23 protein-coding genes are annotated in these 24,768 nt (G+C 47.0%); 2 read left to right on the top strand and 21 right to left on the bottom strand.

The annotated features are described in order from the left end of the window. Positions 1–78 precede the first annotated feature (78 nt). The 11 genes from AC0YNT_RS00290 to AC0YNT_RS00340 form a co-directional block, all read right to left on the bottom strand. Complete coding sequence (locus AC0YNT_RS00290) at positions 79–1,845, bottom strand: cache domain-containing sensor histidine kinase (RefSeq protein ID WP_475802840.1); 1,767 nt, start codon at positions 1,843–1,845, stop codon at positions 79–81. Between the two features lie 2 nt (positions 1,846–1,847). After that, on the bottom strand, positions 1,848–2,645 hold the full coding sequence (locus AC0YNT_RS00295) for a response regulator transcription factor (protein WP_475802841.1): 798 nt from the start codon (positions 2,643–2,645) through the stop codon (positions 1,848–1,850). A gap of 129 nt (positions 2,646–2,774) precedes the next feature. Further along, positions 2,775–4,463, bottom strand: coding sequence for an extracellular solute-binding protein (locus tag AC0YNT_RS00300; protein WP_475802842.1), 1,689 nt, complete (start codon positions 4,461–4,463; stop codon positions 2,775–2,777). 113 nt (positions 4,464–4,576) lie between these two features. After that, entirely contained in the window at positions 4,577–5,476 is a 900-nt protein-coding gene (locus tag AC0YNT_RS00305; RefSeq protein ID WP_475802843.1) for a carbohydrate ABC transporter permease, read from the bottom strand. A gap of 33 nt (positions 5,477–5,509) precedes the next feature. Beyond that, on the bottom strand, positions 5,510–6,463 hold the full coding sequence (locus tag AC0YNT_RS00310; protein ID WP_167280551.1) for an ABC transporter permease: 954 nt from the start codon (positions 6,461–6,463) through the stop codon (positions 5,510–5,512). A gap of 304 nt (positions 6,464–6,767) precedes the next feature. Continuing rightward, a complete protein-coding gene (locus tag AC0YNT_RS00315) occupies positions 6,768–7,280 on the bottom strand; it encodes an adenine phosphoribosyltransferase (protein ID WP_475803395.1) in 513 nt (170 codons plus the stop codon). 59 nt (positions 7,281–7,339) lie between these two features. Further along, the gene (gene recJ / locus AC0YNT_RS00320; RefSeq protein ID WP_475802844.1) at positions 7,340–9,358 is read right to left on the bottom strand and encodes a single-stranded-DNA-specific exonuclease RecJ; all 2,019 of its coding nucleotides are present in this window, start codon (positions 9,356–9,358) and stop codon (positions 7,340–7,342) included. A gap of 24 nt (positions 9,359–9,382) precedes the next feature. Beyond that, a complete protein-coding gene (locus tag AC0YNT_RS00325; protein ID WP_475802845.1) occupies positions 9,383–10,270 on the bottom strand; it encodes a cation diffusion facilitator family transporter in 888 nt (295 codons plus the stop codon). Between the two features lie 99 nt (positions 10,271–10,369). Then, positions 10,370–11,290, bottom strand: a complete 921-nt coding sequence (gene secF, locus AC0YNT_RS00330; RefSeq protein ID WP_475802846.1) for a protein translocase subunit SecF — start codon at positions 11,288–11,290, stop codon at positions 10,370–10,372. Continuing rightward, entirely contained in the window at positions 11,280–12,512 is a 1,233-nt protein-coding gene (secD, locus tag AC0YNT_RS00335; RefSeq protein ID WP_475802847.1) for a protein translocase subunit SecD, read from the bottom strand. Before secD ends, secF begins: the two co-directional genes overlap by 11 nt. Before the next feature lie 95 nt (positions 12,513–12,607). After that, a complete protein-coding gene (locus AC0YNT_RS00340; protein WP_167280148.1) occupies positions 12,608–12,847 on the bottom strand; it encodes a post-transcriptional regulator in 240 nt (79 codons plus the stop codon). Between the two features lie 192 nt (positions 12,848–13,039). Between AC0YNT_RS00340 and spoVB the strand changes: the two genes are divergently transcribed. Next, complete coding sequence (gene spoVB / locus AC0YNT_RS00345; RefSeq protein ID WP_475802848.1) at positions 13,040–14,623, top strand: stage V sporulation protein B; 1,584 nt, start codon at positions 13,040–13,042, stop codon at positions 14,621–14,623. A gap of 77 nt (positions 14,624–14,700) precedes the next feature. On the opposite strand, the gene AC0YNT_RS00350 is transcribed toward spoVB, so the two are convergent. Both AC0YNT_RS00350 and AC0YNT_RS00355 read right to left on the bottom strand, forming a co-directional pair. Next, a complete protein-coding gene (locus AC0YNT_RS00350; protein ID WP_475802849.1) occupies positions 14,701–15,456 on the bottom strand; it encodes a YetF domain-containing protein in 756 nt (251 codons plus the stop codon). Between the two features lie 122 nt (positions 15,457–15,578). Then, entirely contained in the window at positions 15,579–16,898 is a 1,320-nt protein-coding gene (locus AC0YNT_RS00355; protein WP_475802850.1) for an ArsB/NhaD family transporter, read from the bottom strand. Positions 16,899–16,973: 75 nt separating this feature from the next. Here AC0YNT_RS00355 and AC0YNT_RS00360 point away from each other — a divergent pair, with 75 nt between their 5' ends. Then, entirely contained in the window at positions 16,974–17,366 is a 393-nt protein-coding gene (locus AC0YNT_RS00360; protein WP_475802851.1) for a TIGR04086 family membrane protein, read from the top strand. Positions 17,367–17,445: 79 nt separating this feature from the next. Here the strand turns inward: AC0YNT_RS00360 and yajC are convergent, their stop codons facing one another. From yajC to ruvC, 8 genes are read right to left on the bottom strand one after another with little or no spacing between them, the layout of a single operon-like run. Next, the gene (yajC, locus tag AC0YNT_RS00365; protein ID WP_167280152.1) at positions 17,446–17,760 is read right to left on the bottom strand and encodes a preprotein translocase subunit YajC; all 315 of its coding nucleotides are present in this window, start codon (positions 17,758–17,760) and stop codon (positions 17,446–17,448) included. Between the two features lie 31 nt (positions 17,761–17,791). Next, a complete protein-coding gene (gene tgt, locus AC0YNT_RS00370) occupies positions 17,792–18,928 on the bottom strand; it encodes a tRNA guanosine(34) transglycosylase Tgt (protein ID WP_167280153.1) in 1,137 nt (378 codons plus the stop codon). 49 nt (positions 18,929–18,977) lie between these two features. After that, positions 18,978–20,024 carry a tRNA preQ1(34) S-adenosylmethionine ribosyltransferase-isomerase QueA gene (gene queA, locus AC0YNT_RS00375; protein WP_475802852.1) on the bottom strand — a complete coding sequence of 349 codons (1,047 nt, stop codon included), beginning with the start codon at positions 20,022–20,024 and terminating at the stop codon, positions 18,978–18,980. 8 nt (positions 20,025–20,032) lie between these two features. Next, positions 20,033–22,135, bottom strand: a complete 2,103-nt coding sequence (locus tag AC0YNT_RS00380) for a SpoIID/LytB domain-containing protein (protein ID WP_475802853.1) — start codon at positions 22,133–22,135, stop codon at positions 20,033–20,035. Continuing rightward, entirely contained in the window at positions 22,132–22,575 is a 444-nt protein-coding gene (locus AC0YNT_RS00385) for a thiol-disulfide oxidoreductase DCC family protein (RefSeq protein WP_475802854.1), read from the bottom strand. Before AC0YNT_RS00385 ends, AC0YNT_RS00380 begins: the two co-directional genes overlap by 4 nt. Positions 22,576–22,580: 5 nt before the next feature. After that, positions 22,581–23,582, bottom strand: coding sequence for a Holliday junction branch migration DNA helicase RuvB (ruvB, locus tag AC0YNT_RS00390; RefSeq protein ID WP_167280157.1), 1,002 nt, complete (start codon positions 23,580–23,582; stop codon positions 22,581–22,583). A 20-nt stretch (positions 23,583–23,602) separates the two neighbouring features. Continuing rightward, complete coding sequence (gene ruvA / locus AC0YNT_RS00395; protein ID WP_475802855.1) at positions 23,603–24,241, bottom strand: Holliday junction branch migration protein RuvA; 639 nt, start codon at positions 24,239–24,241, stop codon at positions 23,603–23,605. After that, positions 24,238–24,738: a crossover junction endodeoxyribonuclease RuvC gene (gene ruvC, locus AC0YNT_RS00400; RefSeq protein ID WP_167280159.1), complete on the bottom strand. Its 501-nt coding sequence runs from the start codon at positions 24,736–24,738 to the stop codon at positions 24,238–24,240. The genes ruvA and ruvC overlap by 4 nt, the downstream gene beginning before the upstream one ends. Positions 24,739–24,768: the final 30 nt, after the last annotated feature.

Consider the following 24,768-nt stretch of genomic DNA (forward strand, 5'->3'; position numbering starts at 1 on the left):
TCCGAGTTTTCTTAATATTATGCTGGAAGTAGGCATCCGCGTCAACCTGCAGGCTTCACCAAATTCCGCATTTGGATACTAAATCGACTCAGTTGGAATGCGAATATGAACGCGCGTCCCTTCTCCTGGCTCACTCTCAATGTCAACGCCAAAATCTTTACCGTAATAAAGCTTAATGCGTTCATGAACATTACGTATGCCATACCCAACACGTTGCAAGCCTTCGCCATTAAATAGATTGTGAAGCGTCTCTTGAGACATCCCGTTGCCATCATCCTCCACAATTAGATGAACAACATCGTCTTCCCGATACCCAATGATTTGAATAGCAATCTGGTCACCACGCCATGCATGCTCCAATACATTTTCAACAAATGGCTGTACAATCAGCTTAACCGTTGTTAACTCGACAATTTCCGAGGAAATATTATAATCGATCCGGACCCGGTCGCCGTATTTGATTTGCTGAATGTCCATGTAAGCCTTAACCTGCTCGATCTCCTTGCCAATCGGGATAATCGTCTGTCCTTCATTCAAGGATAAGCGGTAGAACTTCGCCAGATTCATCACCATTTGATGCTGCTTCTCGACTTGTCCGAATTTAGCCAGTCTGCTTATAGAGGATAATGTATTATATAAAAAGTGCGGATTAATTTGGGCTTGCAGTGTTTCAAGCTCCGCTTCTTTCTTTTTCAGATTAGTGGTGTAGACTTCTTCAATCAAATTTTGTGTCTTCTGGCCGAGTTCATTAAGCGATAAAGCGATTGTCGTAAACTCATCGTTACCGCTGTAATGGATTCTGCGCTGGAAGTCTCCTTGCCCAAAGGATTGCAGAACGGACATGACCTTTAGAACACGGCGAGAAAAGGTTCTCGAGACGAAATACGCGACCAGCATGATCAGCACACAGCTGACACTACAAATGATAAGGGAGAGCATCTTGACCTTTTTCGTATCCTTCTCCAGAACCGATGAAGGCACCATAGCCATCAAGCTCCAGTTCAAACCCGGCAGCGGCTGCCGAATGACAAGATAACTTTCACCATTGGCGCTGTCCCATAGCTGTTCATTCGTTTGTTCCGTTGCCCCAGAGGCGTACAAAACATTTCGGTTCCCATCGGTTATAAACAGCGTACTGCCTGCACCAATTTTGCGATGATCAACACTTTGGAACAAATCAGACAAATAGACGCTAATTCGCATAAAGCCAATTTCATGCAAGTTTGCCGGATCATTCAGATCCACTAGCCGACGAAGAAGAGATATCCGGTCATAATGGCTGTCATCCTCCACCTGCTCCCATTGCTCAGTCTCTCCATACTTTTCAACTGGAAAGGATTTGTACCATGGTTTATCAGTAATACGGTTCAAATGAAGCAAATCAAAAAATTTGCCCTTCACCACTAGCGGGTCTATGTTCTTGCTATCGTAATAAACCTCTGGCAAAGTCTCGTTACGCAAATAAACCGAAAGCCAAAGGCTCCGGTTCGTCGATTCAATCGTCTGACGAAACTTCGGAAGCAGCAGCTTCGTAGTCGCTTCATAGCTGACCCAGCCTTCCTCGTAATGAAGCAGCTGCTTTGACAAGGTTGTATCGTAATAAAGCAGGTCGGATAGTCGAATCGTATCTTCTAATTTATAGGCAACGTTATCTTCGATTTGTCTTAGCGTACCTTTTATCGTATTTGTCGTATTCGAGCGAATTGACTCTGTCATAATAGCGCTGGCGAAATAGCCCAGGATAAAGATCGGTATAATGATAAGGAGCATATAAGAAATAAGCAGCTTGATCCCAAAAGGAATAAACTTACGTTGAGCTTTCGCACTGGTGAATGGCGTGTGCATATTTAGTGATGTCTCCTGAACTCGATTGGTGTCATTCCGAAGGTCTCTTTGAACTGACGACTAAAATAAGGCATGTACCGATAACCAACCTGGTCAGCTACCTCATAAATTTTCACCTTAGGATCTTTCAGCAACTCTCCCGCCTTCTCCATCCGCATCGCAATGACAAACTCACTAAAGCCTGAGCCCATCTCCTCTTTAAACATGGAGCCCAAATAATTCGGAGAAAAAGCGAAGCGATCAGCCACTTCCTTAAGCGTCAATGAACAACCCAAATGTTCCTTCATATAAACAATCATCTCTTGAATAAGCTTGGTATGCTTCTTGGTCGATGGGACTGCTGTTTGAATTAATCGATGAGGTGTACGTTTTGCAGCTTCTTCCCGCCACTTTCTCTCTTCCTCCAGCTTTCGGCTCTCCGCATCCAATTCCTTCGTTACTTTCACTAATGCTTCTACAAGTTCAGAATCATCCATTGGCTTAAGTACGTAGCTGTAAGCACGAAGGGATAGAGCCTGCTTGACGTAATGGAAATCCTGATAGCCGCTCACGAAAATAACCCGAAGATCGCCGCAGCCTTCCGTTTCCTGCACTTTACGTGCAAGCTCAAGTCCTGACATGCTTGGCATATGTACATCCGTCACGAGTATATCTACTGTCCCGTCCTTAAGTACCTCATAAGCATCAAACCCATTGTTTACAGCAGCTACAACTTCAAGACCTAGCTCCGTCCAAGGAATAAACATTCGCATGCCTTCCAGATCAAGTACCTCATCATCTGCAATTAACACCTTATACATGATGGCATCTTCTCCCGTTCAGCAGATTGGATAAGCCGGCTGCTCTTCCTTCATAGAAACGGCAGAGCCGCCCCTATAGAAGGGACGGCGACCGCTTGACTAAATTATACTCCAGAATTAGCCTGGTTGTTAATTGCCTTTCATGCTTTTTACATTTTCCTGCCATTTGATTGTCTTGAATGCAAGAAGTTTATCATAGCCGATCGCTTCCGCATCCTTTTGCGCTTTATCGAGGATAGAGAGAACTTCCTCATCGCTTTTCGCATACAAAGCTTTTGCTCTTGCTTCTTTGTAAAGCTCTTCGAAGCTTTGGGCTATAATTCCTTCTTCAGAATCTGGAGCAGGTGCAAGGTTAATATACTCGGTCGCGTTCTTTTGCGTTTTCCATGTAATGGAGTTTTGCCAGCGCGCTTCCCAAGATTGCTGCTCCTCAGGCAAGGTGAGCTCGAATTTCATTTTGGATGTATCAATAAAGACGGTATTGCCGTTCCATTGGAAGTTAACGGTTGCGTCCATCATTTTCGTACGGCCTTCAACATCGGATGTGTATGCATCCGTGAAGATTGGCGATCCATCAGCATCGGTGCCTTTCCAGTAAATACCTTCAGGTCCCCAGAACAACGTGCGTGTACCTTCAGGTCCAGTCAAATAATCGAGGAATGCGAAAATTTTCTCTGGATCTTTCGCCGATTTCGTAATGACGCTGACGTTCCAGCCCAGCTGCGTGTACGTACCTGCCCAAATTTTGTTTTTATCCAGACCTGCCTTATGAACCGGCCAGATCATCATATAGCCAGAATCCGGATCCTTCTTCTTCAGCTCAGCATCGCCTACCGCACCGTATTCTGTTGGGCTTGCGCCTGCAAATACAGCAGTTGTACCGTTATAGGCCTGCTCTTTCACTTGATCCTTCGTTTGTGTGAGTGCATCAGGTGTCATCAGCTTCTCACGGAACAGCTTGCTTTCAAACTGCATCGACTCGCGGAAAACAGGATCAAGGAAGATTGAGGTCAGCTTATCACCGCTAGGAACAGCACGGTTGCCTACATTAGCTGGCGAGTAATCTTCGCCGAAGGCACCATAGAGTACGTCAAGACCTTGCCCATCAATCGCCAGATCCGGGTTAAATGGCGTTACATTCGGATACTTCTCTTTAACCATCTTTAAGTAATTATAGAAATCATCGGTCGTTTCGATTGCAGGGGATCCAAGCTCTTTATAAATCTTTTTGTTGACGAGATAACCACCATTGCCGTTTGGCTGGGACGTATACCAGTTCGGAAACTGATAGATTTTGCCGTCCTTTGAACGAAGCATGTTGATAGCCTCTTCGCCTATCCACTTTTTGAAGTTCGGGTATTTATCGAGGTAATCGTCGAAAGGTACCAGCATACCCGCTTCACGCAGCTTCTCTACGTCTGCACCACGGTCCATCCAGATCACATCCGGAAGTTTGCCTGAAGCAATCATCGTGTTCAGCTTCTGAGCAGCATTGCCGCCGGATTGAACAGGAGTAATATCAACTTTCATATTATCCTTAATCCATTTGGTTGCTTCATCCCCGCCCCAAGCAGGCATCGAATACCAATCATAATGTCCATAGAAAGAGAAGTTAAGAGGCTCACTGCCTAGCTTAAAGACAGATGGTTCACTGCTTGCTGGCGCTTCGCTTGCCGCAGTTGTCTCGCTGTTTGTTGCAGCTGGTTCATTGGTTGCCTTATTCCCATTGCCCCCATTGTTCGAGCACCCTGTCAGAGCCATAACGCTGACCAACATAATTGCAAGTCCTGAATAAGCTGATTTTCTCCATCTACTCATCCTTCGTAAACCCCTCTCTCCCATAGCTTTAATTATGTTCAGCGGAAGCGAATTTGTCGACCAGCCTCTTCGCTTCGCGTTGAATACCGTTTGACTCCCCGCTGTGAATCGGACTACTCTTTCAAAGAGCCCACCAGAACACCTTTTACAAAATACTTCTGAACAAACGGGTAGACGAGAATAATGGGTATCGTTGCGACCATCATCGTTGCCATCGAGAGAGATTTGCTCGTGATGCTCTTCATCGAAGACAGCCGGCTTTGAGAAGCGGAATCCAGCTGCGAGAACTGTTCGGACATGATGTTGGAATTCAATATTTGCTGAAGCATCGTCTGAATCGGAATGAGCTTTTCTTTTGTAATATAAAGACTTGGGAAGAACCAATCATTCCAGTGCCCTACCGCCGTGAACAGTGCAAGTGTAGCAATGACTGGTCCAGACAGAGGCAGAACAATTCGGAAGAAGGTCGCCCAATAACCGCAGCCGTCAATCTGTGCTGACTCTTCAAGACCTTGAGGCAGCCCCATAAAGAAAGTGCGGAAGATGATCATATTCCACACGCTGATCAAGCCGGGAATTATAAAGACTAGGAAATTATCCATTAAGCCCAGCCCGCGGATAACGAGGAAGGTGGGAATAATGCCCCCGCTGAAGTAGAGGGTAATAATGCAAGCGATCATATAAAACTTCCGGCCCATCAGCTCCTTCTTCGTCATACCGTAAGCAAATATCGCCGTAAGCAGGATGGAAGCCACTGTACCAATTACCGTCCGCATGACCGAGATATAGAAGCCGTTTATGATGCGTTTGTCTTGGAATACGATTTCATAATTATCGAGGGTAAAAGCTCTTGGCCAGAAGGTCACACCGCCAAGCGCTGTGTCCATTCCTTTGTTAAACGAGATAACGGCGGCATTCCAGAACGGGTAAAAGGAAAAAAATGCGATGAGCACAAGGCAGATATACACGGCTACTGATAGACTTTTATCGCTTAAACTGGCTTTAATTCTCATCGTTTAACGGCCTCCTTCCTGCATATGTCTTGACTACCATAAGCTGTTCCCTGTTCTGCGTGCCAGCAGGTTCGCAAATGTAAGCAGGCCGACACTTATAATTGCTTTAAACAGTCCGACCGCTGTCGCATAAGAGAATCGCTGCCCCGTTATACCCGTTCGATATACGTAGGTATCAAGCACATCTGATACATCCCTAAGAACCGGATTCACTCCTAATAAGAGCAGATCTTCGAAGCCTGCGCTGAGCAGGTTTCCAATAGCAAGGATCATAAAAATAATGACGACCGGCATAATGCTCGGAATCGTAATGACAAAGATTTGCTTGAACCGGCTTGCCCCGTCAATGGACGCCGCTTCGTACATGCTCGGGTCAATTCCGGCAATAGCGGCTAGATATACGATAGAACTGAATCCAATCTCCTTCCACACGCCGGTTGTTACGATAATTGTCCAGAAATAATGAGGAATGGAGAGAAAGCTGATTGGTTCTTTAATAAGATGAAGCGATTGCAGAAGCATATTCAGGCTGCCGTTCTCTACCGCAAGGATCGACATCGCAAAGCCCGATACGATAACCCAGGATAAGAAATGCGGCAAATAACTAACGGTTTGTACAATCCGCTTAAAATACATATTTTTCACTTCATTCAGCATGAGTGCCAATACGACTGGTGCAGGAAAGCCTATAACCAGCTTCAGCACACTGATAATGATCGTATTGCGCATGACACGCTCAAACTCTGGAGCATGAAAGAACATTTCGAAATGCTTCCATCCGACCCAAGGACTGTCTAGAAACCCCTTGAAGATGTTGTAATCTTGAAAAGCAGTAAGGACACCGTACATCGGCACGTAGCTGAATACAAAAATGAGCAGCAGTGCCGGAATGACCATAAGCTGCAAATCCCATTGCTTCAAGAACCGGCGAAGCTTGGATTTCGGCTTAATCACTTGCTGTTGTGGCTCGACTGCGGTTACGATCATTTCTGCCATTGGTGTTCCTTCCTTCCTAAAAGAATGGCTATACGTTTTTTGCAGCAGCTTCTTGTCTTTATTGTAGAAGCTTGCCGGGTGCGATACTATTTGCCAGACCAACGAAAAATGATACTTTTCAATTAAATGATGTTATTATTCATAACACCTTATTCCGATGTATACGGTTCCATTTTGAACAGGAATAAATGAATCCGTTTCCAGCTAACATGTCTTGAAAGCTGTATGGAAACAAAAAAGGCTTTCCCTGATGGTAGAACCACCAGGGAAAGCCTTTTGAAATATCGGTAAAATGTTAATACGTAACGAGAGAGAAGACCTCTACGCCTTCCAGCTTCTCACGGCCAGTCAGGTAAGACAGCTCAATCAGAAACGCTGCGCCAACAACTTCGCCGCCAAGCTGGCGAACAAGATTCATCGAAGTAGCGATCGTTCCGCCTGTAGCAAGCAGATCATCTGCAATGAGTACACGTTGACCTGGCGAGATCGCATCTTTATGCATGGCCAGGCTGTCATTGCCGTATTCCAGGTCATAACTTGCCTGAATTGTCTCTCCAGGCAGCTTGCCGCTTTTACGGATTGGTGCAAAACCTACGCCAAGTGCTGTAGCCAGTGGAGCGCCAATAACAAAGCCCCGTGCTTCCGGACCAGCAATAATGTCGATTTGCAGATGCTCAATCGCTTTACGCATCTCTTCGATTGCTGCGCGGTATACCGCACCATCTTTCAGAAGTGTCGTAATATCCTTGAAACGGATGCCTGGCTGCGGGAAGTCTGGAATCACCCGGATGTAATCTTTAAAGTTAATGTCGCTCATTATTATTTCAATCCTTTCTCTACTTACCATATCAATTATGCCAATTCTTCTTATCCAACATACGGCATGCGCAGCCGTTCAGCTTCAAGCTTTGCTGCCTGGTATTTCTCCGATGTAGCGAGATCACGCTTCTCAGGCGTCTCGACCACAACAAGATGGGTTCCATCAATCTCGATAAACCCAAGCTCACGGAAAACTTCAATCATTACTTTAACGGTTTGTTCGTGCCATCCGCTTTGCTGCGATAATTGGGACTCAAGACCATTCATCGGCATGCGTCGCATCCGACGGAGCATTTGGTATACCTGTCCAAAATGCTCACGCTCAGGGAACCTCATCAATTCCCCGCCAAAATGTATATCATGAATTTGCAGCTGTGCCTTACGCTGGCCGTTCCACTCATTAATAGATAACTCACCGACCAGATTAACTGGAAGACCACTTCGCAGCTGCTCCGACAGCTCACCCATACCGAAACCAACGGCATCCAGCGCAGCCCGGCCCTTACGAAGTGACAACTTCAGATGTCTGGATTCCTTACCCATGGTCCTGTAATCCGCCAGTTCAGCAGATTGAAGCAGAAGCCTTGGTGAAGGGTTCCCAGCACCAAATGGCTCAAGCTGGGCAAGCTGGCTGATCGTATGAACGCTGGCATCCTCTAACGAGCAAATAAGATCAATCGCGGTTTTAGGAATCCAATCCTGCTCTGTCAGCCATTCCATTGCAAGCTCTCCAAGTTTCTGCTCGAAAGCAGGCAGCTGATCCCGATGCAGACTCATGCCGGCAGCCGCTTGATGGCCGCCATAATGATCCAGCAACGAATCGCATTCGGTCAAGGCCACATGAAGATCATAACCTTCAATTGACCTTGCTGAACCTTTGCACATTCCGCTCTCTGCATCAATGCCAAGAACAATAACCGGCTTATAATACCGTTCTAACATTTTTGAAGCAACGATCCCGATAACACCAACATTCCAGCCTTCTCCTGCCAACACAATAACGGCGGGCTCCGGCACTGACGATGCTTGTGCTGCTTCTCGTTTTCCCTGCCACTGCTGCTCTGCTTCCTTCACGATGCCTTCCACAATCCGCTGCCGCTCCTTGTTCAATACATCAAGGGAAGACGCCGAACGAATCGCTTCATCATAATCACCGGTCGTAAGCAGCTCTACAGCACGTTTCGCATGATCTAGACGGCCCGCCGCATTAATACGTGGTGCCATACCAAATGCAACCGTAGTGGACGTGACTTGATCAAGCTCGATCCCACAAGCTTCGGACAACGCCCGAAACCCTGTATTACTCGTATCCTGCAATTGCTGCAGACCTGCCCGGACAAGCACTCGATTCTCATCTGTAAGTGGCATGATGTCCGCAATGGTACCTAGACAGACAATATCCGTCCATTCCATTGGCGGACGCTCCATAAGCGCATGTGCTAATTTGAAAGCCACGCCTACACCTGCGAGACCTTTGAATGGATACGGACAATCCTCTTGCTTCGGATTCACAACCGCGACAGCATCCGGAAGCTGTTCTGGCGGTTCATGATGGTCAGTTACAACTACATCAATGCCAAGCTCCTTCGCATACTCGATCTGTTCGTAAGCACTAATACCCGTATCCACCGTCACAATAAGACGGACACCGGCTGCTGCAGCCAAATCTATTGCACCACGGTTCATACCGTAGCCCTCTAAAGCACGATGCGGAATATAATAATCGAAATGATAGCCTAGCTCTCGAAAAACGTGAATCAGTAACGAGGTGCTGGACACCCCGTCGGCATCATAGTCGCCGTAGATTCGAATGAATTCCTTATTGTCCGCAGCTTGTTTAATGCGGGCAACAGCTTCCTTCATTCCTTTCAACAAATACGGATCATGGAGCTGATCGGCTCCTCCCCGCAGAAACGTCTCTGCCGCTTCCTTCTCTTTGTAGCCTCTCTGAACGAGCAGCTTGGCTACAAGAGGAGGAATATCCAGTTGATCCGACAGCAGCTTCGCCTGTTGATCATCGTCTTTCCCCCAAGGCGCCAAATTCCAGCGTGTTTTTGCTTGTATCACGCCGAGCTCAACCCCTTTCCCATTCTATTGCAGAAGCGTTGGCATATGCTCCTGATTCGGGTCATGATTCGACTTATATGGATAACCAGGATCATAAGGCTCTACATGAATCGTGACATCTGTTACATGGCCGAATCGAGTTAACAGCAGCTGCTTTACCCGCTTTGCAATGTCGTGGCCTTCCAAAACGGTGATTCTTGGATTTACGCTTATAACGATGTCTGCTACGACATAATGTCCTTGTTCCTTCGCCTGCAGAGACTCGACGGTAACTACACCTTCTACTCGCTGAACAAGCTGCATCAGCACTTCAGCATCTTCGCTTCGTGCATCTTCACTAGTATCTCTGCGCATAAAGCCTGTAATCGTCCGGTATCCATTAAGCATAACAATAACGGCTATGACAATAGCAGCGGCAGGATCCAAGTAATAAAGTGCTGGAAGAGAAACGGCTTTACCAAGTAACGCTCCGCCTGAGCCAACAAGTGCAGCCAGCGAACAGTATAAGCTGGCCCCTCTCTCCTTGTTGGAGAAGAATAACTCCCTCACAATTAAACAGCCCAGAACCGCGACAAGTGCACTCCAATGAGGCGGCTGATCTACACCTAACGAAATCGAACGAATTGCCGATATTCCGATTTCTAGACTTGTGATAAGAAAAAATACAGCTAGAAAAACATTTGTTAGTGTTTCCGTCCGAAGTGTATTTGTCTTCTTGTGCCCGCTGTGCTTAGTGGATGACAAAGCAAAAGCGGCGGCACATTCTGCCGCCGTACGGAAGGCATCAGCGAGCAGCGACTTGCTGCCCGCTAATCCGCCTACTATGCCTTTAAACAACGCCAGCGCCGCAGTTCCCCATAAGCCCGCCTTGTCGGCCGGCTTTGCCTCCGCAAATCGTTGTTCAGTTGACATTTATGCCTCCAGCGTGGAATGTCCGCTGGCAATGGAATAAGCTGCAACGTCCATTCCACTTTCATTAATAATGGTTATCTCTTTTCGAATCTACTTGTCTTAGACTGCTTTTTTTGCTGCTTGCTTAGTAGATGGCTTCTGCTTGCTCTTCATAACCATCCACAGCGGGCTCGCAATACAGATCGACGAGTAAGCACCACTTGCCAGACCGATCATTTTCGCTAGTGCGAACAGCTTGATCGACTCACTGCCGAAGATGAACAGACATACTGCGATAAGAAGTACAGCGAGTACCGTATAAACGTTACGCGCCATCGTCTGCCACAAGCTTTGGTTAACAAGATCGCCAATTTGATCTGGGCTTTTCGTTTTTGCGAAACGAAGATTTTCACGGATCCGGTCGAAGATAACGATCTTATCGTTAATCGAGTAACCAATCGTCGTCAGAACGGCTGCGATAAACGGCAGATCGACCTGTAGACGGAAGATCGAGAAGATGGTTACAACGACAAACGCGTCATACAAGATTGCAATGTTAGCAGCAACTGCCATTCGCCATTCGAAGCGGATCATCACATACAGCATAATCGCCACACTCGCGATAATAACCGCATAGATTGCTTTGACACCAAGCTCCTGCGCCATATCCGGGGATACAACGTTAACTTCCGAAGATACTTTATCGCCATATTTCGCTTTAAATGCGTCTTCAACGGCTTGTACCTTTGTCTGATCGAGAACTTCATCGAACCGAGCAGACACGCGGTCGCCATTAGAGCCGCCTACAGTTGTTTTAATATCAGTATAGCCTTGTCCTGCAAGAATCTCCTTCGCTTCCACTTGGGTAATCTTCTTGCCCACAAGAATATCCATATTCGTGCCGGCTTTAAAGTCTACCCCAAAGTTCATATGGAAGATGCTCACCGACAGAATCCCGATCAACGTCAAGATCATAGAGAACATGAAAAACTTCTTGCGGTGTTTAATGAAATCAAAACGAACCTTCGTATTATAGAGCACGGATTTCTGCCTCCTTCACGCCGTAGTAGCCAGGTTTAGTAAAGAGGTTACTGCGAATCAGCAAGTGAATCAGCAGACGTGCCAAGAAGATGTTGGTCACGATACTTACGAGAATACTGAAGATCATCGTCAAGGCGAAGCCGCGAATCGCGCCATTACCGATATAATAAAGCACGGCACATGAGATGATATTCGTTACGTTCGCATCCATAATAGTACGGAACGAGTTTTTCGAGCCGGCTTTAAGGGAAGACAGCAGACTCTTGCCGCTGCGAATCTCTTCTTTGATCCGCTCGTACATAATGATATTGGCGTCAACCGCCATACCTATTCCTAGTACAAATGCTGCGATACCCGGCAGTGTAAGTGTTGCGTCCATCAGCTCAAATACGAGTACGAGCAGCCACGTGTAAGAAATAACAGTAATACCTGCTACCACACCTGGAATTCGGAACAGGATGATCAGGAACAGCAGGACAATAACAGTACCAATAATACCTGCGCCTACTGTATCTTCAAGCGATTTCTGGCCAAGCGTTGCGCCAACACTTTGCGTATAGATCTCAGTGAGCTTCAAAGGAAGTGCACCAAGGTTAATGGTATCACGCAGGTTGTTCGCTTCATCAAGCGTATAATCGCCTGAGATTTGCGCTGAACCGCCGGTAATTGGATAGTTTACAGAAGGAGCAGACAGCAATTCGTCATCCAAATAAATAGATAAGGTTTTGCCAGTCAACTTCGTAGTTACATCTTCGAACTTTTTGGCATCTTTCAATTTGATGGTGATCATCGGTTTGCCCAGTTGGTCAAATTCCACTTTCGCGCCGTTTTGCACGAAATCATCACCTTGCAGCTCAATTGCGCCATCTGGTCCACGGAAGGTCAGATTGACCGGCTTCGAGAGCATCTCTCGAACCTCTTTGCTATCCGTTACTCCCGGAAGCTTTACGCGGATTCGGTTGCTGCCTTCACGAGTAATCTCAGGCTCGGTTGTACCTGTGGAGTCAATCCGCTGCTCCAAGCTATGAGCTGTTTCCTTGAGTGACTCTGGTGTTACCTGCTCGCCGCCTTCAAGCGGTGTAGCTTCGTATAATACCTCGAACCCACCCTTTAAATCAAGACCGAGCCGGATGCCTTTGACCAGGTCCGGGCTCGTCCAAGCGATTGCGCCAAACATAATGACAACGACCGCAAGGAAGGCGGTTAATCTCTTCCAGTTCATACGTACATAGTCCCCCTTATGATCTCAATATTCCTATTATACTTAGGTTGTAGTTGCGTGTAAAACTTAAGCGCAAAAAAAAGAAACCCCTTCCATTAGAAATGGTTTCCCCGAAAAGCGCTAAGCGTCATAAAATTCATAAATTTTGTCACTTTTAATGACAAGATATCGTTTACGATTTGATGAAGCTCCGGCTGACCGGTCTTATTATATTTCTCGCTTACGCACTGCCAAACTTCATTTGCTGTTACATGTTCATATCCGATGAGATGAAATTCTTCCGCTTTGCTGTTGCATAGCTGCTCGATCACGTCGTTCAGATCCTCATCTCTCACGGCTGTCTCCTCCTTTTGGAACAACAAATCCTGCTTCTAGTTGACTATCCTCTAACCCTATTCGATATGTCCTTTCACTTTTCCTGCTGAATCTTTAGAATTGATAAATTTGGATGAGTCATATTGACTCATTATTCGGACATGCCGCGCATAAAGATGTACGGAAAGCAGTAGAAGAGATGAGGGCGACTAATGACGAAGCAAACTTTTATAAAAGGTGCAATGATCCTGCTGGCCGCCGGCATTATTAACAGGCTGCTCGGGTTTGTACCGCGTATAGCGCTCCCGAGAATTATAGGCGCAGAAGGCGTCGGGTTATATCAGCTGAGCTATCCATTCCTGACGGTTATGCTGACGATTATTACGGGCGGCATCCCGCTTGCGGTAGCGAAATGGATTGCTGAAGCAGAATCACGCGGGGACTCTGCCCGGGTCAAACAAATTTTCCGTACAGCTATGGGCTTAACAGTTGTACTAGCTGTCGTTATGACCGTTGCCCTCCTCGTATTCGCACCATGGATTACTTCTCATCTGCTAACCGATGCCAGGGTCTATCAAACGTTTCTCATGATGACTCCGCTTCTGCTTATCATAAGCATCTCATCGGTATATCGGGGATATTTCCAAGGTAAGCAAAATATGATTCCGTCAGCCACATCGCAAACGATCGAAACGATCATCCGGATTATTGGCTCGCTTGCCTTCGCCTCCATGCTCCTGCCGAAAGGACTAGCATGGGCTGCAGCCGGCGCTATGCTTGGTGTCGTTGTGGGGGAGGTTGGCGCTCTTATTGTCCTGCAATGGACTTACTCACGGGAACGCAAAAGAGAAAGACAATCCGAAGCAAACACACCTGTTCATAATGAGAATAATACGCCTCAAAAGGTCAAAGAGAAAAATCCGCCTGTCTTGCGACGTCTTCTTGACTTATCCATCCCGGTCACAGCCAGTCGAATGGTTGGTTCCTTATCTTATTTGCTTGAATCGATATTAACTGCCCGAAGTCTTGCCTTAGCCGGAATAGCAACAGGGGCAGCTACATCCCAATATGGCGCGCTTCAAGGGATGATTATCCCCCTCCTGCTCCTGCCTACCGCATTAACTTACTCCTTGGCTTCTTCTCTTATCCCATCATTATCCGAGGCAGCCGCGAAAGGGGATAAAGCGGCGATTCACAAAAGAATGCATCAATCGATGCGAATGGCACTGGTTGCTGGTGCTCCATTTGTGGTTGTGATGTCGTTGTTCGCTGAACCCATCTGCCGTCTGCTCTATAACGATGCAGATATCGCTCCAATGCTGCAGCTAATGGCACCTGTTGGTTTGTTCATCTATTTGCAAGCCCCGCTTCAAGCGGCTCTTCAAGCGTTAAACAAGCCTGGAACAGCATTGATGAACACTTTTATCGGAGCTGTCTTCAAGCTGGTGCTCATTATTATGCTGGCAACAAAGCCTGAGCTTGGTATATATGGTGCGCTCATTGCGATTAATGTGAATATTGTGCTTGTAACCGTCCTTCATGGTTTCAGCGTCTTGCGCTTTATCGGCTTCCATATGCAATTCATGGATTTTGTCAAAGTGGGGGCGGCCATGGTCATCATGGGGGCAGTCGCCCGCTGGATGATGAACAGTCAGCCGTTAACGCTTGAATGGATTAACCTTATACTGGCTTGCATGATAAGCGTTGTCATCTATCTGCTTCTTATGATTTGGATGAAAATTATCGACCGTTACGACATTGCCCGTATTCCGCTCTTTGGTCAATGGTTCAAGTAATATAAAGTTTAAGTAAAAAAGCCGTGCTTCTGTTGCCGGAGCTAACCCCTGTCTTGGAGACAGGGGTTAGTGTCCAGTTAGTAGCGCGGCTTTTTATCGGAATCAACAAACAACTTACCTTTATGGTCAATGGTGCAAAGGAATACCTCTTTGAAATCATGTACGCCTTGCTCCTGCAATACATTTTTCAGCCAAAATCTTGTTTTATCAAGCTTCGTCAAATTCTCATCCTGTACCTTGCCATCCATAATAAGTGGGATTGGAAGCATCTCAAACCGGAAGCGTGCCGGCGGTGATTGTTCGGGAGGTTTCACCTTCTCATCGTTAGAACGATTAGTGAAGCCGTTCTGACTTGCATCCCCATCATCCCCGCGCTCCCCCATTCCTTCTTTTGGTACAACAGATAATTTCCCTGTCGTCTCCAAAATCGCAAACTCTACATCTGCTACCGTTGGGATTTTATTCTCTCTTAGCTGCAAAAGCAGATCATCCAGGTTATAACGCTGTTTCCGCATCACATCACGGTTAAGCTTGCCTTTTGCAATAATAACGCTTGGTTTGCCGTCGAACAGTAATCGCAGTTTGCGGTTCTTTAATGCAATAAATGCGATTCCAATCTGGATTAGGAGTAGCACAATCATCGGCAGCACGCCTTCCCACATCGATCGATCAACATCTTCAATGACAATTACCGCAATCTCTGCAATCATAACCGAGATAACCAAATCAAAGACAGATAACTTACCAATTTCCCTTTTCCCCATAAAACGCATGATCAGAAACACGACGAAGTAAATTAATACGGTTCGGAGCAGCATGCTCCCGTATTCCATCCTAACCGCCTCCTCGCTGATGTGATGATGGTCATGCCTGCCTGAACAGCCCGTACAGCTATTCTGACCGTTGACCTGACACATCATGCGATGGGAGAAGTAACGAATTATGGGTTAGGAGCCTATGGTAACACAATAAAATAAATGTATATGGTTGAAATGACCAAAGCGATTAACGTCAATGGCGCTCCAACTTTCAGATATTCCATATAGCTGAACCCTTTGCCTTCACGCATGGCAAGTCCAGCTACCACGACATTCGCAGACGCCCCAATAAGTGTGCCATTACCGCCAAGGCAAGCGCCAAGTGAAAGCGACCACCATAATGGGTTAAGGTCATCAGGATTCGTTATATTCATCTGCACACCTACATCTTGAATAAGTGGAATCATCGTAGCTACAAACGGGATATTATCAATGGTTGCTGAAGCAATGCCGGATACCCACAAGATAAGCATAGAGGTCTTGGTCATATCACCGGATGTCAGCTGCAGCGTTACGTTCGCGAGGTCCGATATGATATTAGTCTCAATTAAACCCCCAACGAGCATAAATAACCCAATAAAGAAGAAGATTGTTTCCCACTCCACCATATCAAATACAGCTTCTGCATCTTCGCGTTTCACCCCAATCAGCATGAGGAGTGTAGCCCCGCCTAGTGCAATAGCTGCCGCTTCAACATCGATAACAGAGTGTAGAATAAAGCCAAGAATGGTTAAAAGCAGAATCGATAATGATTTGATCATCAGTTTCTTGTCTTTAATGTTATCTTCTGCCTTCAGCTCCATCAGTTTCCGTTTTGATTCCTCTGTAACAATCAGCTTCTTGCGGTAAAACCAAACAAGCAGCGCAATCGTAACAATAAGAATAACGATGATAACCGGAGCGAGATTAATGAGAAAATCATTAAACGTCAAATTCTCGTTAGCCGAGCCGATCATGATATTAGGCGGATCGCCAATTAATGTCGCTGTCCCCCCGATATTGCATGCCAAAATCTCAGCAAAGAGGAAAGGAATTGGCGTTATCTTCAAAATTCGAGTGATCGAAAATGTAATCGGAACAATTAGAAGTACAGTGGTAACATTATCAAGGAAAGCCGATCCAACACCCGTAAGTACGGATAAAATAATAAAAATTCGGATCGGATCGCCTTTAGCCAATTGAGCAGCTTTAATTGCTGCATATTGAAATACTCCGGTTTTATTCGTAATACCAACCAGAATCATCATTCCAATTAATAAGAAAATGGTTTCCCATTCAATATGCTCTGCAAAAGCAAGCTTCATATCCAATACACCGAGTATGATCATCACGACAGCACCAAATAAAGCAATTACCGTGCGATTAATCTTTTCCGTGATAATAATGGCATAAGTGATTAAAAAAATAACTACCGCTGCAACCACTTGCCAGGATGCAGGATGATAGATGTGATCCAAATGAACAACTCCTTGGTCTATTCCGCCCTGCTTGACCATAAGGTGTACTAATAGTCTTGTACAAGGGGGGATAAGATGAATTCGGTTAAACAAATCGTAAGGCCGCCTCGTATCGCTTCTCCACTAATAGCAGGAGTTATATATTCGATCATTTGGCTGGCCCTTGGCGCGCTCCTGCTCTCATTTCTACTCTATTTCAGTGGAATGAAGGAAAATAACCTGCCTCAATCTGCGCTTGCCATACATGGCTTCTCCGCACTTGCAGGAGGATTTGTATCCGGCAAACGCTCAGGGATGAAAGGCTGGTATTATGGCGCTTTGCTTGGTTTAATTTATGGGATTACGGTGCTGACCATCGGCTTTCTTGCCGCAAACAGCGGGCTTTCGCTCAGCAGTGCTCTCATGCTGCTTGCCGCCATGCTAGCTGGTGCTTTTGGCGGTATGGTAGGCGTCAACCTGAAGAAATAAACTTCTATGTAACTGCACATACTACATACAAGAAAAAAGAAGCTGACCTTAAAGAAGTCAGCTTCTTTCTATTTTGCGATTATTCCGTAGGTGCAGGTGCACTGTTCAGTACAGAACTGATTGCGCTGCGATCGAATGTCATCTTCGTCGTATCGTTTACACGAAGGACTACTGTGTCATCAGACAATTCAACGATTGTGCCTTGAAGACCGCCAATCGTCTGAATTTTATCGCCCTTCTTCAGTTGGCTAAGGAGCGAGTTGCGCTGCTTCGATTTCTTTTGTTGCGGACGAATAAGCAAGAAATAAAAGACAGCGAACATCAGAATGAAAGGCCAGATCATTTGAAAAATATTCGTACTGCCTGCTTCACCAGCTGCTAATAATGTCGACATGGAAATTCCCCCCTTTCCCTAAAATCTAATCTTAAAAGCCCTTGTCATTATCAAACAGTCCATACTTGGTGAAAAAGTCGTCGCGGAAATCAAGAAGCCGGTCTTCCATAATTGCCTGACGTACATCACGCATGAGCTGTAATAGGAAATGTAGGTTGTGATAAGTCGTCAATCGGATGCCAAACGTTTCATCTGCCTTGAGCAAATGACGGATATAGGCACGCGAGTAATTCTGGCAGGTATAGCATGAGCATTCCGGATCAAGCGGACCAAAGTCTTCGGCGTACTTTGCATTACGCACTACAAGACGGCCTTGGCTTGTCATGGTTGTCCCGTTACGCGCGATACGAGTAGGCAATACGCAGTCGAACATATCCACTCCGCGAATTGACCCCTCAATCAGTGCGTCAGGGGAACCTACGCCCATCAAATATCTAGGCTTGCCTGCCGGCAGTTCAGGAACCGTATAATCGAGCACATCATACATTAGATGCTTAGGCTCGCCTACACTTAATCCACCAATAGCATACCCCGGGAAATCCATGGAAGTCAAATCCTTCGCACTTTGAATACGAAGGTCTTTATGCATGCCGCCTTGAACAATTGCAAACAATCCTTGATCATGCGGACGGGCATGTGAATTCAGGCAACGCTCGGCCCAACGTGTTGTACGCTCAAGTGATTTTTTCACATAATCATACTCTGCCGGGTATGGCGGACATTCGTCAAATGCCATCATAATATCAGAACCAAGAGCATTCTGAATTTCCATCGCTTTCTCTGGTGAGAGGAACAGCTTGTCCCCATTGAGATGTGAACGGAATTGTACGCCTTCTTCGGTAATCTTCCGCATGTCGCTTAGGCTGAATACCTGGAAGCCGCCGCTGTCGGTCAGAATCGGACGATCCCAGTTCATGAACTTATGAAGTCCTCCTGCGCGGCCAATAATATCATGACCTGGACGAAGGAACAAATGGTACGTGTTACTCAAAATAATATGAGCATCCATCGTCTTTAACTCTTCCGGGCTCATCGTCTTAACGGTAGCTTGTGTACCTACTGGCATAAACGCAGGCGTCTCGATGACACCATGCGGGGTGTGAACGCGTCCAAGACGTGCGCCAGACTGTTTGCACACCTTAATTAATTCATATTTTACTGCTGTCACTAGTCATTCTTCCTGTCTACATGGAATTATTGTACTTCTATTCTTGATGTTAATAGATAAACATAGCATCGCCAAAGCTAAAGAACCGGTATTCCTCACGGACGGCTTCAGCATAGGCTTTAATAATCGCATCCCGGCCAGCCAGCGCACTTACAAGCATAACAAGCGTCGACTTCGGCAAATGGAAGTTCGTCAGCAGCGCATCGACCAGCTTAAAGGTATAACCCGGGAAGATAAAAATATCCGTCCAGCCGCTGCACGCCTCAATAGGTCCGCCCTCGAATCTCCCTGCAACTGTCTCAAGTGTTCTCGAGGAGGTTGTCCCTACTGCTACTATACGTGCTCCAGACGATTTGGCTTCATTAATTATTTCGGCATTTTGTTCATCCAGCTCGTAATATTCTGAATGCATTTCATGCTCTTCTACTTTATCGACGGACATCGGCCGGAACGTACCTAGTCCAACGTGCAGCGTCACATAAGCGAGCTTAACGCCTTTGTCTACCAGTTGCTGTAGAAACTCCTTCGTAAAATGCAGCCCTGCTGTAGGGGCTGCAGCCGACCCTTCATGCTTCGCATAGACGGTCTGGTAACGTTCCCGCTCTTCCAGCCTCTCCTTAATATACGGAGGCAGAGGCATTTCTCCCAAGCGATCCAGGAGCTCCTGGAAAATCCCCTCATACTGAAAACGGATCGTCCGTGAGCCCATTTCACCTTCATCCTCAACAACTGCACGAAGCAGCGGTTCACCGCTGCCATTATCGCCAAACCATAGCTCAGCGCCAACCTTCATACGCTTGGCCGGTTTAGCAAGTGCTTCCCAGCGATCCCCTTCCAGCTGCTTGAGGAGCAGCAGCTCGATCTTGGCACCGGTATCCCGTTTCATACCTGTCAAGCGCGCCGGAATGACACGAGTATTATTAAGGACAAGCACATCTCCGGCTTTCAAATATTCAGCAAGGTCGGTAAATGAACGATGAGCAATCTCACCAGTTTGCTTATTCAGCGCGAGCAGCCTGGAAGCCGTACGTTCCACAAGTGGTGTCTGAGCAATCAGATGCTCTGGCAATTCGAAATCAAACAAATCTACATTCATTGAATCAATCATTCCTTAGCGATGGTTACATCTTTATAGTAGTATTGCAAGATATAAGAGTAGTCATACCCTTGCTGAGCAAGGCTAAGCGCTCCATATTGCGATAATCCAATTCCGTGGCCATTCCCCGATCCTACAAAACGATAAGAAGGATCTTTGGTCGTCGCCCGAATTTGGCTGTCGCCATTCATTACGATGAGGTTTCCATCAGCTTGCGAGACTTTGCCGCCTGCCTGGATCATATAGACCGGCTGTGAAGCAGTTGTCTTCGTTCGTGTGGAACCACCTGCACCAAGCATCGTTACCTTAGCCGTTTCGTCCACCTTAAACAACGTACTTGGCAAACCTCCAAGCGCAGAACGAAGCACATCTGGATATTTTACATTGTAAGGCTGTCCATTGACAAGCAATTGTGTAACACGGCCGGATGGCCCTGTTGTCCCAACCTGCAAGGAAGTAATTGGACCTGTAACACTCGCCTGCTTGGTCATCGTAGCAAGGAGCTCCGAGGATGTGAATGGCCCCTTGACCCAAGACATGGTATTATTCTCGATCGCCTTGTCCAGCACAGCCACAACCGTACCTTTGTTCACTTGTCCAATCAGCGGAACTGAATCCTGTACGACCGGATTTTTCCTCACCTTGGAGCCATCCGTGTTTACCGTCATCAGCTTCACGCCTGCAGCATTGGTCTCACCAGAATCCGTTAGCAGATCCTCGCGGATATATCCTGTCAGACTGTTAGAAAGCACGACACGGTACCACGTGTAAAGCCCCTTCTCCGAGGATGTATCCGGGCTGGATACACTCTTCAGATAAGCAACCGAATTGCCCCAAATTTCTGCAGCATCGGCGGATTTGCCGCCCGCATTCGATGAGAACAATGCTTCAATTAATTTACCGTTATAAAGCACCACTTCACCCGCTGTCTCATCAACAGCTTGGATAGTGGAAGGCTTCTCTCTTACCGTTCCTTCATATTCCTGACTATACACACTATCTACAACATTAGCGATTTGGAAGCCGGCGCCTTGATAGAGCGCATATGTACGTGCGGCTACTGCCTGCGCTTTCAGCGCTTCAAGCGGCCAAGAGGCTATCATTTCCCCGCCAACTACCGAATACAGATATTGTTCAAACGGAAGCTCATTAATGACAGCCAGCTTGCCGTTAAATTCACTTACTTCAAATTGTCCGCGGTATGTCCGATTAGAACGCTCTGTCAGCTTGATCGAGCTGTCTCCTGCAGGCATAATTCGAACTTTTGCATTATTGATTGGAAAAGCATACAGCTTAACCGGACTAGCGGCTTTGGCTGTTAAGGTATGATCATTACGTTCCAGCAGATAAGCCGCATCATCCGCAGTCTTCAGCCCGCTGCCTGCAGCGCCTGCTGCTGTTTTCAATACACTCAGCTCCGCTGAGCTTGCTGCCGCACCTACGAATACGGAATAACGGGCGTTGCTGCTGCCAGCAGCCTTACGAACGGCCACATAAGTATCCACTCCTGCTGCGCTGAATGCTTCGGAAGCCTGAACGGCTTCCGCCTCCGACGCGTAAGAAGTTGCACTTTCCAAGTGGAAAGGTCCTTGAATAACTCCCTTGGCACTGCCCGTCAGGGTATTTATTGTGCTGTCCGTATTCCACTTGGTCAATGCGGCCGAAGCGTCAGCTGCATTGCCATACGTTCCTTCAGCGACTTGATAAACCGTCTTGCCTTTCTTCTGCAGAGAAGTAATAAAGCCGCTGCCCGAAGCAGCTTGAAGTCGTTTGTAGACTGCCAAAGCTGTATCGAAGCTTGCTGTCTCAACAACCCGGACCTTATAATCATCCTTCGCAACACGAGACTGTTCATTGGCCCCTACATTAATCCAAGGAACGATTCCCGTCGGGTCGCTCATTCCTATCGTTAATCCGTCAGCAGATGCAAAAGTAGCTGCTGGTGTATTTACTGTATATTTCCCCGGCAATTGCAGAAAGATGGCGACTCGTATCGAATCGAGCTGTGGAACTGCGCCAAGCGAAGGCTTGGCCCACCAAGTCGAAACAAATAACAAACCGGCGATCGTCAGAAGCGATAAGCGCTTGAACGACCATCGTTGAAACCTCATGAATGATTCCCCTTTCCCCTCTCATCTTGCGGCAGCTTGCAGCCATTAACAGAACAGCTTTGTTCCGTTTGTCCGAACCAGTCATATCTGCGTTTCGCAATATAGCGATAAAGAAAATCACCCAGCTTGCTCATGCCAGGCAGCCGATAAAGCGCTGCAAGCAGGCCAAAGCCGCCTATCGTACGCAGGATTCGGACTACACCATCCGCCCCGGCGTATAACCGGCCTTTTTCGTCCGTAACATGCATCTTCTCATATAATTCTGTTTCCGCAGCCTGCTCGATCCCAGGAACGTCATTGCCAGCATCCTGAAGCGATTGAAGCGGTACAAAGATCAATTCCGCATTCGAGCGAAGCTCCTTCAGCTTGGTTACTGTTCCAATACATAGATTGCAGGTTCCGTCATATACAACATACAGCTTCTCCCGCTCGCTCTTCATGCTTCTCACCTCTCTGGCACAGGCATCCCTAGATGCCGATAGGCTTGATCCGTTGCGATCCGACCACGTGGTGTTCGCTGCAGGAAACCGATCTGCATCAAATAAGGCTCATACACATCTTCAATGGTTTGGCTTTCTTCCCCTATAGAAGCTGCGATCGTATCGAGGCCAACAGGCCTACCTGCAAATGTCGTCATCATCGTTAGCAGCATCTTATGGTCAATATTATCGAGTCCCATCGGATCGACCTGCTGCAACTCAAGTGCCTGTTGCGCAATCTCATACGTAATAATACCGTCACCACGCACCTGCGCATAATCACGCACCCGCTTCAGGAGGCGATTCGCAATACGAGGAGTCCCTCTTGAGCGCATCGCAATCTCTTGTGAAGCTTCTCCGATAATTGCAATATCGAAGATTTCTGCAGAACGGGAAACGATATAAGCAAGCTCATCTACTGTATAAAATTCCAAGCGGCTGATAACGCCAAACCGGTCCCGCAAAGGCGCAGACAATAGACCGGCCCTCGTTGTAGCCCCTATGAGTGTAAATGGCGGCAGATCAAGACGCACGGAACGGGCACTTGGCCCTTTGCCGATCATAATATCAAGTGCGAAGTCTTCCATCGCAGGATACAGAACTTCCTCAACGGTTCGATGCAGGCGGTGGATCTCATCGATGAATAATACATCGCCTTCCTGCAGATTCGTAAGTAAAGCTGCCAGGTCACCGGGACGCTCGATAGCAGGACCGGAAGTTGTACGCAGATTAACGCCAAGCTCGTTGGCGATAATGTTCGACAGTGTTGTTTTGCCAAGGCCTGGAGGCCCGTACAGCAGCACATGGTCAAGTGCTTCCTTCCGCATCTTGGCTGCATCAATATATATTTTTAAATTTTCCTTCGCTTTGGACTGCCCAATATATTCAGCCAAATAACGTGGGCGCAGGCTTAACTCTAAAGCCTGCTCATCCATCATCAGGTTAGCGGATATAATCCGATCTTCCACCCTTGCTCAGCTCCTTTATGTTAGCCTTTAAACAGCTGCTGCAGGGCACGTTTCATTAAGGAATCTACTGTTTCCTCAGCCGTTACCGAAGGTGCCAGCTCGCTCCATGCTTTATCCAGCTCGGCAGCGGTATAACCAAGTCCAGCAAGTGCCTCGCGAGCTTCTTCCCATGCTGTTCCGACACCTTGCTGTGCACTATTGGTTGTTACAGGCTGATGAGGCGCCAGCCCAGCTGCAGCCAACAAGCCAGCATCCGTTGCAAAGCCTGCCAGCTTATCCTTCAGATCAAGAATCATACGTTGAGCTGTCTTCTTGCCAATGCCGGGAAGTCTCGTCAGAAAGGCGATATTCTCCTGCTGAATAGCACCAATCACTGCATCCGGGCGTCCTCCTGCCAAGATGCCAAGTGCCACTCTTGGACCAATGCCTGATACTTCAAGAAGCTTGCGGAACAAGGTCTGTTCCTCCCGTGATTCAAATCCATATAGTAAGATCGCATCTTCACGTACATGATGGTGAATATAAATGGTCACGGTGTCCTCTTTTCCCGCAAATGAATAAGGATTAGGAGTAAACACACGATAGCCGATATCTCTAACATCTAATACGACATATTCCGATTCCACATGAGCAATAAGTCCGCGTAAAAAATCAATCATCGAAGCACCTCGTTAATTTTTTGCGACAAGCCCGAAGAATGGGCATGACAGATCGCTACAGCAAGCGCATCGGCCACGTCATCCGGCTTCGGAATAGCCGATAATTTCAGAAACATCTTGACCATCTCCTGCACTTGGCGCTTCTCTGCTTTGCCGTAGCCAACAACAGCCTGCTTCACCTGCAGCGGAGTGTACTCTGCCACTGGCAGCCCACGCTGGGCCGCTGCCAAGATAATAACTCCTCTTGCCTGCCCTACGGCAAATGCCGTTGTCACGTTGCGATTGAAGAACAGCTTCTCTACCGCAACCGTATCCGGTTTATACTTATCAATCAGCGCTACAGCCGAATCATAAATTTGCACAAGCCGCTCTTCCGCAGGGGTATGTGCAGCTGTCTGAATGCAGCCATATTGAACCGGCTTCAGCTTATGTCCATCTTTGTCAATGAATCCAAAACCCGCGATCGCAATGCCGGGGTCTATACCAAGAACGCGCAATCCGCCAACTCCTTTGCGGCAGTCTTTACC

Source organism: Paenibacillus sp. J22R56, from assembly GCF_056269375.1.

Coding starts and splice junctions, on each gene's coding strand:
- AC0YNT_RS00295 (WP_475802841.1), bottom strand. CDS start 2,645: ATGTATAAGGTGTTAATTGCAGATGATGAGGTACTTGATCTGGAAGGC.
- AC0YNT_RS00350 (WP_475802849.1), bottom strand. CDS start 15,456: ATGGAATACGGGAGCATGCTGCTCCGAACCGTATTAATTTACTTCGTC.
- secD (WP_475802847.1), bottom strand. CDS start 12,512: ATGAACTGGAAGAGATTAACCGCCTTCCTTGCGGTCGTTGTCATTATG.
- yajC (WP_167280152.1), bottom strand. CDS start 17,760: ATGTCGACATTATTAGCAGCTGGTGAAGCAGGCAGTACGAATATTTTT.
- AC0YNT_RS00385 (WP_475802854.1), bottom strand. CDS start 22,575: ATGAAGAGCGAGCGGGAGAAGCTGTATGTTGTATATGACGGAACCTGC.
- AC0YNT_RS00310 (WP_167280551.1), bottom strand. CDS start 6,463: ATGATCGTAACCGCAGTCGAGCCACAACAGCAAGTGATTAAGCCGAAA.
- spoVB (WP_475802848.1), top strand. CDS start 13,040: ATGACGAAGCAAACTTTTATAAAAGGTGCAATGATCCTGCTGGCCGCC.
- AC0YNT_RS00300 (WP_475802842.1), bottom strand. CDS start 4,463: ATGAGTAGATGGAGAAAATCAGCTTATTCAGGACTTGCAATTATGTTG.
- AC0YNT_RS00380 (WP_475802853.1), bottom strand. CDS start 22,135: ATGAGGTTTCAACGATGGTCGTTCAAGCGCTTATCGCTTCTGACGATC.
- AC0YNT_RS00360 (WP_475802851.1), top strand. CDS start 16,974: ATGAATTCGGTTAAACAAATCGTAAGGCCGCCTCGTATCGCTTCTCCA.
- queA (WP_475802852.1), bottom strand. CDS start 20,024: ATGAATGTAGATTTGTTTGATTTCGAATTGCCAGAGCATCTGATTGCT.
- AC0YNT_RS00305 (WP_475802843.1), bottom strand. CDS start 5,476: ATGAGAATTAAAGCCAGTTTAAGCGATAAAAGTCTATCAGTAGCCGTG.
- AC0YNT_RS00290 (WP_475802840.1), bottom strand. CDS start 1,845: ATGCACACGCCATTCACCAGTGCGAAAGCTCAACGTAAGTTTATTCCT.
- ruvA (WP_475802855.1), bottom strand. CDS start 24,241: ATGATTGATTTTTTACGCGGACTTATTGCTCATGTGGAATCGGAATAT.
- AC0YNT_RS00325 (WP_475802845.1), bottom strand. CDS start 10,270: ATGTCAACTGAACAACGATTTGCGGAGGCAAAGCCGGCCGACAAGGCG.